Consider the following 12,056-nt stretch of genomic DNA (forward strand, 5'->3'; position numbering starts at 1 on the left):
GGCATCGGCTTTGCCCCGGAATGGACGCTTGATCTTCCCAATCGCGGCTTTGAACTGAAGAAGGTAAGCGGGATCGACTTCCGGATCGGGCTTGGGATCGCCTGGAATAAAGAAGACCCAACCGCTGGGCGCGATGATATTGTCGACATCGCGCGGTCGCTGGCAAGGCGCGGCTGACAGCATAGACCAACGGATCTAGGCAGGGTCGGTCGCCCCCCGCTCTTTGGTGCGCTCGCCGAGACGCGATGATGTGGGGGATTGCCATCTGAACCTGTTAATTCGCGCCGCAGGCATGAGTTTCATCTGCAGCCACGGATACTCCTACCCTCTGTCGCCTCCCCTGGGGGCGTATGTCGTTATTCCATCCTGGTTATGCCCGAAACTCGGTGTCGCGACTGAGGCCAATGGCACTTTGGGCATTATGAAAAGTTGGGCTTGCGCGAGAGGCGGCGGGATCACAGATTGAGGCATCACCATAAGCAAAGGACGGGAACGATGAGCGGCAATTTCTTTCAACCGGTCGATGCTGCCGAAGTTCCGCGCTTTGCCGGACATTCAACCTTCATGCGTCTGCCCGCCGTGCAGACCGCGATCGGGCTTGATATCGCCCTTGTCGGCATTCCCTGGGACGGCGGGACGACGAACAGGGCAGGCGCACGGCACGGGCCGCGGGAGGTTCGCAATCAGTCAAGCCTCATGCGGCGCGTACACCATGTCTCGGGCACCGCGCCTTTCAGCATCGCCAACGTCGCAGATGTCGGCGATCTTTCGGTGAACCCGATCGATCTTGCCGACGGCCTCGATCGCATCAGAAAGGGAATGGATACGATTGTCGCCGCCGGTGCCATTCCGCTATCGGTCGGGGGAGACCATTTGACAACACTGCCCGTGCTACGTGCCGTGGCAAAAAACAGACCGGTCGGCCTGATTCATTTTGATGCGCACTCTGATACCAACGATCGCTATTTCGGTGACAACACCTATACGCACGGAACACCGTTTCGTCGTGCGATCGAGGAGGGACTGCTCGACCCGAAACGAATCGTTCAGATCGGAATTCGAGGGTCGATCTATGATCCGGGCGAGCATGACTGGGCGAAAGAGCAGGGCATCCGGATCATCTACATGGAGGAGTTTGTCACCCGCGGCGCAGACGACGTGATGCGGGAGGCGCGAGAAATCGCCGGCGGCCTGCCGACTTACGTTACCTTTGATATCGACTGCATCGATCCATCCATGGCGCCGGGAACCGGAACACCCGAGGCCGGCGGCTTCACGACCCGTGAGGCGCAGCAAATGATCCGTCTGCTTGCCGGAGTTGAGATCGTGGGCGCAGACGTTGTCGAAGTCGCGCCGCCATTTGACCTGGCCGGCATGACGGCACTTGCCGGCGCCACCATGATGTTCGAACTTCTCTGCGTCATTGCCAAACAGGTTGGTGTTCGGCGCAATGCTGCCGGCGCCCCCGATCACCGGCCATCCCCTCGCTAGGGGCGGATGACAGCCTCGCCCGATAGCCGGCGGTAGCCGCCACGCCAGTAGAGCAACGGCTCGACATCGTCACGCGTTTTAATCGCGCAAACGTGACCGATAAGGATCGCGTGCGAATGGTGGTTTAGTACCGTTTCAAGTTCGCAGTCGATAACCGTCAGCGCATCTTTCAGCGCGGGCGTGCCGGTCGAAAGACTATACCATTGCGCGTCCTGATAGCGCTCCGCCCCTCGCCGCCCATCGAAGCCGGCGAAGGATTGAGCGATATGCTGCTGGTCGACGGCAAGCACATTGACGCAGAAGCGGCGATACCGTTCAACCACCGGCCAGGAAGACGACCCGCGATTGAGGCTGACGATGACCGAAGGCTGCTCGGCGGAAAGCGACGAAACCGATGTCGCGGTAAAACCTGTCCGCTCGTCGCGTTCGCCTACGGTGATGACGCTCACCGCGCCGGCCAGGTGGCGCATGGACAGCTTGAACGCAGATTGATCGACGACAGGTCGGCTTGTCATCTCTGGCATCCGCTCTCTCCTTGGTTAGCCTGTGGCTTCTGCCTTCGCGAAACGATTGGTCGGCATCGAAAGGCCGAGGTTGTCCCGTAGCGTCTTGCCCTCATATTCTTCCCGGAAAAGTCCGCGCCGGCGCAATTCCGGCAGGACGAGTTTCACAAAATCGTCGAGACTGGATGGCAGCGTCGGGAACATCAGGATGAATCCATCCGCCGCACGGGTCTCGAACCACTCCTCCATGAAGTCGGCAATCTGTGTCGGCGTACCGGTGATGCCATTGCCCGTGTGCTTCTCGGCGTAGTGGCGGACCAATTCACCGACGGTACGACCGCTCTTTACGAAATCGGTGAGTTCCTCAAACAGCGCCCGCGACCCCTTGGGTTCCGTCGGCAATCGATCCATCGGAAACGGCTTATCCAACGGGACGCCGCGCAAATCGGCTTCGAGGAACTCTGAGAGCATCAAGCGACCAACGTCCGGGTGCATCTTGTCGATAAGGTAGTTGACCTTCGCCTGTGCCTCGGCTTCCGTTTCACCCACGTTCAGCACGACACCAGGCATGATCTTGAGGTCGTCAGGGTTACGTCCGTAGGCCGGCATACGTCCCTTGACGTTTTCGTAGAATGCGCGGTTTCGCTCGATGTTCGAGGCGAGGCTGAAAACGATCTCGGCCGTGCGTGCTGCCATGTCCATGCCGGGCTCCGAGCCGCCGGCCTGCGCAATGACCGGCCGGCCCTGCGGCGAGCGCGCAATGTTCAGCGGCCCGCGCACCTGGAAGTGCTTGCCCTTGTGATTGAGCGTATGGTGTTTGGTCTTGTCATAGTAGACACCGCTCTCGCGATCGAGCAGCAACGCGCCGTCCTCGAAGCTGTCCCAGAGACCAAAGACGACATCCACAAACTCGTTGCCTCGCTCATAGCGTAGCGCGTGCGGATCCAGCCCCTCACGATTGAAATTGTAGCCAGTCTCGTCGTGGTCCGAGGTAACGACGTTCCAGCATACCCGCCCGTGGCTCAGATGGTCGATTGAGGCAAATAGCCGTGCGACGTTGTAGGGCTCGTAGTAGCTGGTCGATACAGTGGCGACGAGACCGAGCTTCTCCGTCGTCACCGCAAGCGCGGCGAGCAACGACAACGGCTCGAAACGGTTCATCTTGGTCGGGATGCGCGCGAGAGCATCCGGGTCGCCGACGGCTGCGGCCGGAGAATCGGCCATGAACATGAAATCGAGTTTCGCCGCTTCTGATTGCTTGGCAACATCGAGCAGGTGGCTAAAATCGTTGGCGCCATGGACGTCGCTTGCCGGATGCAGCCATGAGGCCGGGTGAAAGCCGAACGTATAGACGAATGTACCCAGTTTCATCTTGTCGGTACGCGCCATGCCATTCTCCAGTGGGATTGGTTCTTTGATTGCCCAAGGTAACGCCACGCGACTTTCTTCATCAATAACGCAACACTGACTTCCGTTTTAGTTTTTCTAAAGAGTCGCAGGTGCGGAGATTTGCGCCTGCCGCCGCCGTGGTGATACCGCCGCGCGTTTTATTTGACTCAATTTCGCATGTAACTGACCCTTTTCGCATCGTAGGGATGAGCAAGCTACCGATTGCTGCGGAGAGGAGCCAGTCTCACGGTTCGTCGCTGTCGGAAGAGAGGCTCGGGGGCGTTGCCTCTGGAGACTCCCGAGCCTCCCTTCCTCTGGCGTTCGAGCTTGCCGCAATAGCTGCTCGGTCCCCGCGGCCCGCCATCTCGGGTCAGGTCGCGACGATAGCCATGGTTTCATACTAGGCAAGTTCGACGTCATGGAAACGTATTCTTAGGCGATGGGTTAACGCCGGAACCTTGAGCGTCGCGGGTTCAGAAGGGATCCTGCTCATAGCCCAGCCACTTACTCAAATGTGGAATCGATTTGTGGGTCGGTTCCACATTTGAGTGATGACTGTTTGCGGCCCCAATCGACCGCTGGCTCTTGAAAAACCCAAGTTGTTAGGTTATTTTGGAGCATGGTCACCGTTCTCCGCGAAGCAGGAATGCGATTTGTCATTTACACGGATGACCACGAACCGGCGCACACCCATGTCTATGGAGATGGGGAAGCCCGCATCAATATCCTCGATCTCACCGTGATATCAAACCGGGGAATGAAGAAGCGGGATTTGAGCGTAGCCCTTGCCATTGTTCAGGCGAACAAGCGCCTGTTCATCGAAAAGTGGGAGAGCATCCATGGGTGAAGTTGTCTTTGAAGATCGTCACTACCGAAAAGCTACCGTGAAGGGGGAGGCAGAACGCGCCCGCGCGCCCATCCCGGCATCAGCTCGTTTCGATGAGGCATCCGGCCGCATCGTCGTGGATTTCACCAACGGCGCTGCGTTCATGGTGCCTGCCCGATCGATACAGGGCCTGGAGAATGCAACCGTTGCGCAGTTGGCGGAGGTAGAGCTTCTCGGCGAGACCGGCCTGCATTGGGAAAGCCTGGACGTGGATTTTACTATCGCCGGGTTGATGAACGGCATATTTGGCAATGCGAAGTTCATGGATGCACAGCGCCGAGGCGGTCAATCCCGTTCAACGGCCAAGGTAGAGGCAAGCCGTGCCAACGGTGCCAAGGGCGGACGCCCCCGGAAGAACGGCTAAGCGCTTGCAGATGTCATCGCAATTCACGGCCGAAGGCAGGCCCGATCCCCAATTCTTCGCGCTTGGCGACTATTCGAAATGCAGGTCCGCTGGGGCAAGTCGAAGCCGCTTTGGGTCTTCCGCAAAAATCTCCGGCATCGGCAATACCCCCGACAACCGACGTTGTAGCGACATTGCTAATATATCGCGTGAGTTGCAATACATTGCAAACTTGTCGTATAAAATGTGAATCAATGTTCGCGAAAGCGACCATGACCAGAGCTACCTTAGCGAAGGACTGGTGCGAGAAAGGCGCCCGCGAAGAGAGGCAATCAGAGACCTACCGCAGATTACTGCCAGGCTATCATTGATCTCGGGACTGCCGGTTGGAATTATCCAGCCGCGTGGCTGCGGCAGACAACCGACGACAAGCCACTGGGGTTTAGTTCCATGGTGAGATTGCTTTCACGATTTATCGCAAAGTTCTTCCCGCCGGTACTCGTTATAGCGCTGGCATATTTCTCGGCAGTTTTGGCTTCGGCTGCGACGTACATAATCTTTGTTGGAACTTTGAGACACGCCGGAAGCCTGAATATCGAGACCTTTTGGTATGGACTTTTATTATACTCTGCTGGTTTTGCTGTGCTCTTCGCGATACCTGCAGCGTGCGCGGCTTTGGTGGCCTGGGAAAAAGGATATCGGAACGTCTTTTACTACGCGGCTACATGGGGAGCCGGAGGGCTTGTCTTAAGTGCCATCCCGCCAATGTTTCCCGACATACATCATGACGCTTTCTCGCATCTCAAGTGGCTAGTTTGGACCGTGACCGGTGCAGCGGGCGGAACCAGTTATTGGATCGTCGCGGGGCGTTTCACTCGGGTCGTCAAGGCGAAACGTCACGTAGGATATAAGCCACCCGACGATCATTATTCTAAACGATGATACCGGCGGATATCGGCCGACTGCGGTAGAAAATCCCGCTGCCGTCCGCTCCATTGCGTGTTCGCCCTTATTTTGCAAGACGTTAAAAGTTTGGGCTGAAGTAGCGAAGGTTACGATTGAAGCGTCAAAGGGAATTCGGCCCGTGGCCCATAGATCTAGCTGGTCGAAGCCGCTTTCTCCAAGGCGTCCCGCAAAACCTGTTCCTTCGTTTCATCGAGAGAGGTTTTGAGCACGACGCCACCAAAGGCGGAGATCTCCTTGAGGACCTTATCCGCCGTCATCTCCTGGATCAGCACGAACAACGCCCCACTGCCCGGCTGGAGATTCGCAGCGAGATCCTTCATGAAAGCATCGTTGATTCCGACATCAGTGAGAGCGCCACCTATGGCACCGGAAGCGGCACCTACTGCCACGCCCAATAGCGGATTAAGAAACAGAACACCGATAAAGAGGCCCCAGAAACTGCCCGACGCGGCACCGGCAATCGTGGTATTGACCAACTGGTTCAACTTGATCTTGCCGTCTTCGGCCCTGGTCGCGATGACAGCGTCTCCGACCTTTAGCAAGTATTCCTTCTGCAGCTCGAGCAACCGCTGGCGCACTTCCTCGGCCTTGGCTTCGCTGGGGTAAACAATTGCAATCAACGTAGACATGCCATGTCCTCCATCAACGGAATTGCAGAAGTCGTTAACATAGTAGTAATAAATGAAAAAATACAACTTACCCAGCAGTCGGCCGCGGAACCTTCTACTCGCAAATCTGCGACTCCATGGCGCGAAGGAAAAAAAGACCCCACCTGGGTACAAGCGGGGCGCGGAACACTTAGAGGTTCCTTCGCCGTTTGATCGCAATTTTATCGCCCAGCGCGCCGCCACCCGGCCGCTCTGGCATCTTGTTCATTGCAAAACCAACGTTCGCCGTACTCGTATCGAATGATGGTGTCAGCGTAATTTTCTTGGCCTCTTACGTGGTAGATCTTCTCGCCTGAATTAATCGATATGTTCCCCTTAATGTTACAGGCGGGGTCGTAGAGAGATCTGGGTAAAAGTGTATACCCGCCAGCGCCTAGAAACGACACAGCAGATGAAAGCACGACGATGACCGAAAACTTGCTCATGCCCTTGCATACAAAGAAAGCTTGTAGTTTTCGTTGGTGCAACCTCTAAAATTCTATCTTCAAAGACCGCGAATTGGCCGCTGAATTTGAGGACGCCATCGGTGGGCAGTGCAGTTACAGAAGGAAACGGCGAAGAGGGGAACGCCATTCCACGCGAGCTAAACCAGCCACGTCAATATTTGTACCGTGCATGGTGGAGCGTCTACCGCTGGTTCGCTAGCGCCCCCCGCGAAACGTCAATGCTCCTTTACCCCCGAACTCTTCTATCCTGGCGAGGTGACCATGCCAGTCTCTCCCTAGTCATGGGGTGTGACACACGGAAGTAGCGGGTCGAGTAATGTGCTGCCGCTTGGTGCTTACTGAGAATTGGCAGCTGTCGGAGCAAAGCGCTTTCGAAGAGACAGTTCTACTTCATCCGCCTCCCATCGATCAGGGTACTGGGCTTCCCAAACCAAGCGCTGCAAATCGCGAGGTACAAGGCCAGCGTAACCCAACTGTTCAAGACGAACCTGAAGCAGCGAGGCGTCCGTCTGAACCACCAAACGCGCGGAGTCGCTGACCTGTTTTAGGACGGTGAGCATGGCGGAATATGATTTGAATCCGACCGAAGCTGCCAGCGCTTCATCAGCGTGCGACGACCTGATATTCGGGTACTTTTCTCGAAGCGCCTTTTTCAAGGCAGCGATGTTGGGGGGCGCAAGCCTAATCGTAGCATGGAACATAAGACGATCCGCTGTTCTGTCGAAGTCCGCCGATTACCCTTCGACCTTGTGAACGGGGTCGCCTTCAATGATAGGATTGCCCTTCAACCCGGCAGCAGGTTCGGATGGGCGTCCGAGCGACATGATAGCAAACCGCCGCGTTCCGTCAATTAAGGGAGACGAGTCTACGACCGGGGCAGAAATGACACTTTAAGCAGTCGATGGGTGTGTTCCAGAAGATTGTGGTGAGAAAGCTGAGACCGCCCAACCGGTAATGTTGCCCCTGCTCGGGCATTCTGTTGCGCCCGTAGGCCGCCGCGAAGCTCAACGCTAACCGTGCTCATCAAGCATGAGCGCCATGCGAATAGAATCGATAAATCGCCCATCAATCAATGTACCGCGTCTTTCTACCCCTTCACGGCGGAAACCGACGCGCTCGTAAAGAGCTATAGCGCGAGCGTTGTCGGCATGAACAAACAGTTCGATCCGGATTAAGCCCGCGTCGGTTGCTGCGTTCAAAGCCGCCTCCATCAAACCCTGCCCAAGTCGGTTACCGCGATAGGCGGGAATAATCCCCATGCCGAGCGATCCACGGTGCGATTGGGTCGGCCGGGAATGGCGAGTAATGTCGCACCAGCCGACGACCCGCCCCTTGTCGAGGGCGACGAACTGCGGATTGCCCTTGTCAATCATGCCGAGTACGAAGCTGCGCATCTCTGGAAATGGAGGGGCTTCCAGCCAAGTCAGATACTTTCGTTCCCGTGCTACAACGTCGAGCGCTGTGTGGAAACCTTCGATGTTTTCCGGCGCGATAGGAACGATATCTATTTTACCTGGCGTACACATGGATTTGTCGATTACCCCTTCCCATCGAACTGCAAGCTTCATTGAAGCTCATGCATCCTCGGATTGCAATCGTAAAGTTATGCGACTTTAGAAAGTGTCTCCGCTGAGGTAACACTGGAAGGAGGGACGGGTGGGAATCGAGCGTCGTGCGCGAGAATTTTTTTGCTGATTGCATCAAATTCTCTCGCTTTAATGGCTGTTTCGACCTCACGCGTAGCTTGCGACAATTTCCGGTCAAGAGACTTCGGCTCCTTACGACGCATCTCATGAAGGGTCACTGCGGCCCCTCGGCAAGCCATTGACGCATCGCAGGGGGTTCGCGAGATGGATTCTGATCAGGGCAGCGTGCAACGATGATCACCGGCCGTTCCCTCAGCGTAACGCGCAAAGCGAAGGCCCAAATCGAAGGAGCGGCGTGACCATCTATGACCCAAATAGAACTCGACTATGCACCGGCTGTCGAAGCCCTCACGCCGGTGCTCCACAACCTGCCAGGCAAAATCGTCGCGATCGGCGGATTGCCGGGCGTCGGTAAGACAACCCTTGGTCGATACCTCGCCTACCGCTTCAACGTCTCGCTCATCGAGACCGATCTGTTCCTCATCCCCAATCAGGGGAAGATGGTCTACCGCGAGGACTGGATCAATCAGGTTGTTGGCTCACGACTCGATAAGGACGACCCAGACTGGCGGCGTCCAGTGATCATCGAAGGTTCCACCGTCTTGCGCCTTCTCGCTAGCCTTGGGCGCAAGCCTGACTTTATCATCCATGTCGTCAACAACGAAGCGCCCGAGAGCAGCGGCGCATTGGCCAAAGACCTGAAAAGCTATGACGCCAAGTATGCGCCAGCCTCGAAGGCTGACATAACTCTAAAGTTCTCAGTTTAACCGGAGGAAGTTTCATAATCCCCATCCCGAAAAACTATCCCTGCTACACAGCGATGAAGAAGACCTCCCTGCCAAGTCCATTTCGCTCATCGAGGCAAGGGAGGACATGTCGCTCCACGTCTTGATGATCGAGCTGTGCATGGACACGCTACTATACGATCGCGGGAACACGCCAGACATGAGGATCGGAAGAAAGCGGGCTAGAGACGCCTGCAACCATCACCTGGTTGCGGCCGAGTCGCTTCGCGGAGTAGAGCGCTTGGTCGGCGTGTTCCATGGCGATCTTCATTTGGTCATCCAACCCATTCACCGTCGCGATGCCGAAGCTGGCGGTAATCTGTCGGTGGATCCCTTTCGATTGCCAGTCCATCCGGCCGAGGCGTGTTCTGAGCGTTTCAGCAAGTGTAGTCGCGTGCTCAAGCGAGCTTGCTGGAAGATAAACGATGAATTCTTCGCCGCCGAACCGTGCAGCGCATCCGTTGCGACCCATGACGCCTTCGATCTCCGCGCCCAATTCGATAAGGACGCGATCGCCCGCAGCGTGCCCGAAGCGATCATTGATCTCCTTAAAGTGGTCTAAGTCACAGATCACGACAGCACCTTCGCTATCCGCGCGATACATACGCACGGCCTGCTTTTCAAAGCCACGACGATTTAGAAGTCCCGTGAGAGGATCTCTCTCAGAAGTATCCCTGTGCCGATCTATCGCTTTGGATGCCATGGCACCCAAAGCAGCGAAAGGAAACGAAAGGCCAATAGTTATTGTCGTGATATGGACGGCCAAGTTGTAAGTGGAGTCCGCGAAGTCCGCCAACTGGTCGCTGGATTCGAAGAAGAAGGTGAAAAAGAATGTCCGCGCCAGGGTATCAACTACAATAAGTGCGGCGGTAACAACCAAGGCGATGTCTGCGGCGCGGCATGCCTTCGGGGCGACGGTGAGTACAGCGGCTCCCAGCACGCAGGCGAATGCGAAATCAGTAAGAAAAAGCTGGTACTTCAGGCTCTCCATAACGAAAACGAATTGGCAAAGCAGGAGGGTGTAGCCGGTGACGAACGTCCGATGCCAAAATTTTGAGTTGGGCACCCGAAAGTGCAATCTTATGGCAATGCTGTAGCAACAAGCCGCCCCCATAAAAATCATACCGGACACAAAGGCATCAAATTTCGGTTCAATCGGAAACGTAGAAATTACGAAGCCTAATCCCGCCTGCGCGAACGCAGCACTCCAATGCCAAGTATCCACGATACCAATACGCCACAGGAGGAGGAAAGCGATCGCAATCACCCCGAGGAGCGCGGGAGGCAAGAAGTAGATTATATCGCTGGTCTCCATGATGCCTGCACATCCCAGAATTTCGGTTGCGTCGCACCTCTTGTAGTTGTGATGGCTCAAGGCTTCATTGAATTTCTCGGCGGAATTTCATTATCCAACCTGGCGCCTAGTGACGCCGATATGAGCCTACACACAGGCTAGATGCACAGGGAATACAGTCGTTAAGGTGCCGAACAGAACCCACTGGGAACCCGGCTGAACGAATGCCAGGCTCCACAATCTAGTGGCAATCATGAATGTGTAAGACGCGCCGGTCTGGTTGACTGGCGGTTCAGGTAACTAAGTAGGGGGGCGGATAAGATCCGTCCCCCTCTGCTGGGACACAAAGGAAGGAAGGACTCAATCGGCGTTTTTGGGTTGAGGCCACGGCCTTCACAGTTCAATCGCTTCGACCAGATTGTCGTGCGGAGGCTGCGGTGTTGTTTGACGTGGTTCTGGCGCTGGCCTAGTAACGTTGGGTACTTGAACGCCTGCCGCTGGCTCGTTCTGCTGTGGTGCAGATGCCTGGGGAACACCGGCATCCTGCATGGCAACGATCAGATCACCGCAGGACTTTAGTGAGACAATCGCGTCAAGCGAACCCTTGAGATTATAGACTCCCATGCCAACGATGTTGATGGATTTTGCCTTGGCCCATCCATACAAGTCCGCATTGGTCAGGCTATCGATCATGATCTGATCTTTGCCGATAGCCCGACCAATATAGGTGCCGGACGAACCGAGCGAGGTAACCACGGACACCTTGTATTGGTTACCCGCAGTCATGTTGGCCGACCGCGATGCCAGTGATAGGAACCAACCCTTGGTGTCGATGCCAAATAGAATCTGATCACCCGTTCTCGGATACGCAGTATGCGCAATGCACCTGATGTCTTGGGGATAAGCCATGACAATCCAGTGTTTGGTTTGCTTATAGACCACTCCGTCACCGGCGAGAGCCGGTGTGACGGTCGCGGCTGCAGCTGTCACGGCAAGCACGAATGCGGCGATTGTGTTCTTCAACACTTATACGTCCCTTCCTGAGAGGTTGCGTTCTTTTCGTACTGCGCGATGTGGACTCGAAGCTCGGGGGGCGGCCAGAGCGTTCGGTATTGTCCTCGATCTAACTGAGCCTTCTTGGATCAGGTCTAGTCGTGTGATCGGAAGGCGCGCGGGCTCCCCTACCGTCGCATTGACAAGTGGAAAGCCGAGAGAACATCAGCAAGATGGTTGGCGGCTAGAAGCAAATCTCTGGCGGCAGGGCACAATAATTGGCGACGCAAAGCGGAGACAGGAGAGCGCTAGCGGCGCTCACTCTGGTAGATTTAGCGGCGACGAACCGCATTAGATATCGTGGGACGTTGTTGGGAGATGTGACGTGACAGAGAAGTCTATTCTTTTCGAAGCGGTCACTGTCGCAGCGGTCGCAACGTTACCGCCACGGGATTGAAAGAAGACTATCGACGCATTGCTATCGCGAATGGCCTTGTAGAAATCCGCGATGTCCATCAGAGCGTTCGAACTCGCTACCTACGACAAGGAAATGTGCCCCATGGACTGAGATCGCACCGCGGGCTGGAAATTCCGAAGAAGGAATGAGGTCGAAAAGTTCTGCGGAGGGCGCTACTGTCACGTGCCG

General features: G+C 56.0%; 11 protein-coding genes and 1 pseudogene. 5 read left to right on the plus strand and 7 right to left on the minus strand.

Features of this window, described 5'->3' with window-relative positions; genetic code table 11:
• Together RHIBUN_RS37345 and speB are read left to right on the plus strand one after the other, a co-directional pair.
• A pseudogene (locus RHIBUN_RS37345) lies at window positions 1-177 on the plus strand (LysR family transcriptional regulator); the annotation flags it as partial.
• 318 nt (window positions 178-495) lie between these two features.
• A complete protein-coding gene (gene speB, locus RHIBUN_RS0115255) occupies window positions 496-1,491 on the plus strand; it encodes an agmatinase (RefSeq protein ID WP_025660181.1) in 996 nt (331 codons plus the stop codon).
• On the opposite strand, the gene RHIBUN_RS0115260 is transcribed toward speB, so the two are convergent.
• Window positions 1,488-2,006 (minus strand): flavin reductase family protein, encoded by a 519-nt coding sequence (locus RHIBUN_RS0115260; protein ID WP_025660182.1) that lies wholly within the window; start codon window positions 2,004-2,006, stop codon window positions 1,488-1,490. The genes speB and RHIBUN_RS0115260 overlap by 4 nt on opposite strands.
• Window positions 2,007-2,030: 24 nt before the next feature.
• Window positions 2,031-3,383 (minus strand): LLM class flavin-dependent oxidoreductase, encoded by a 1,353-nt coding sequence (locus RHIBUN_RS0115265; protein ID WP_025660183.1) that lies wholly within the window; start codon window positions 3,381-3,383, stop codon window positions 2,031-2,033.
• Window positions 3,384-4,029: 646 nt separating this feature from the next.
• On the opposite strand from RHIBUN_RS0115265, the gene RHIBUN_RS0115270 reads away from it, so the two are divergent.
• Together RHIBUN_RS0115270 and RHIBUN_RS0115275 are read left to right on the plus strand one after the other, a co-directional pair.
• A complete protein-coding gene (locus tag RHIBUN_RS0115270; RefSeq protein ID WP_062369716.1) occupies window positions 4,030-4,230 on the plus strand; it encodes a DUF4160 domain-containing protein in 201 nt (66 codons plus the stop codon).
• Complete coding sequence (locus RHIBUN_RS0115275; RefSeq protein WP_025660184.1) at window positions 4,223-4,633, plus strand: DUF2442 domain-containing protein; 411 nt, start codon at window positions 4,223-4,225, stop codon at window positions 4,631-4,633. The genes RHIBUN_RS0115270 and RHIBUN_RS0115275 overlap by 8 nt, the downstream gene beginning before the upstream one ends.
• A gap of 1,076 nt (window positions 4,634-5,709) precedes the next feature.
• On the opposite strand, the gene RHIBUN_RS0115280 is transcribed toward RHIBUN_RS0115275, so the two are convergent.
• The 3 genes from RHIBUN_RS0115280 to RHIBUN_RS0115290 all read right to left on the minus strand — a co-directional run bounded on the left by RHIBUN_RS0115280 (window position 5,710) and on the right by RHIBUN_RS0115290 (window position 8,260).
• Window positions 5,710-6,207: a DUF1269 domain-containing protein gene (locus RHIBUN_RS0115280; RefSeq protein ID WP_025660185.1), complete on the minus strand. Its 498-nt coding sequence runs from the start codon at window positions 6,205-6,207 to the stop codon at window positions 5,710-5,712.
• A gap of 820 nt (window positions 6,208-7,027) precedes the next feature.
• Entirely contained in the window at window positions 7,028-7,393 is a 366-nt protein-coding gene (locus tag RHIBUN_RS0115285) for a hypothetical protein (RefSeq protein WP_025660186.1), read from the minus strand.
• 309 nt (window positions 7,394-7,702) lie between these two features.
• A complete protein-coding gene (locus RHIBUN_RS0115290; protein WP_245271674.1) occupies window positions 7,703-8,260 on the minus strand; it encodes a GNAT family protein in 558 nt (185 codons plus the stop codon).
• A gap of 383 nt (window positions 8,261-8,643) precedes the next feature.
• Here RHIBUN_RS0115290 and RHIBUN_RS0115295 point away from each other — a divergent pair, with 383 nt between their 5' ends.
• Window positions 8,644-9,105, plus strand: coding sequence for a hypothetical protein (locus RHIBUN_RS0115295; RefSeq protein WP_025660188.1), 462 nt, complete (start codon window positions 8,644-8,646; stop codon window positions 9,103-9,105).
• Between the two features lie 151 nt (window positions 9,106-9,256).
• Here the strand turns inward: RHIBUN_RS0115295 and RHIBUN_RS34780 are convergent, their stop codons facing one another.
• Window positions 9,257-10,438, minus strand: coding sequence for a GGDEF domain-containing protein (locus RHIBUN_RS34780; RefSeq protein WP_025660189.1), 1,182 nt, complete (start codon window positions 10,436-10,438; stop codon window positions 9,257-9,259).
• A 372-nt stretch (window positions 10,439-10,810) separates the two neighbouring features.
• On the minus strand, window positions 10,811-11,443 hold the full coding sequence (locus RHIBUN_RS0115305) for a hypothetical protein (protein ID WP_025660190.1): 633 nt from the start codon (window positions 11,441-11,443) through the stop codon (window positions 10,811-10,813).
• Between the last annotated feature and the right edge of the window lie 613 nt (window positions 11,444-12,056).

The sequence above is a fragment of the Rhizobium sp. IBUN genome (assembly GCF_000510625.1).
GTDB lineage: Bacteria > Pseudomonadota > Alphaproteobacteria > Rhizobiales > Rhizobiaceae > Rhizobium > Rhizobium altiplani.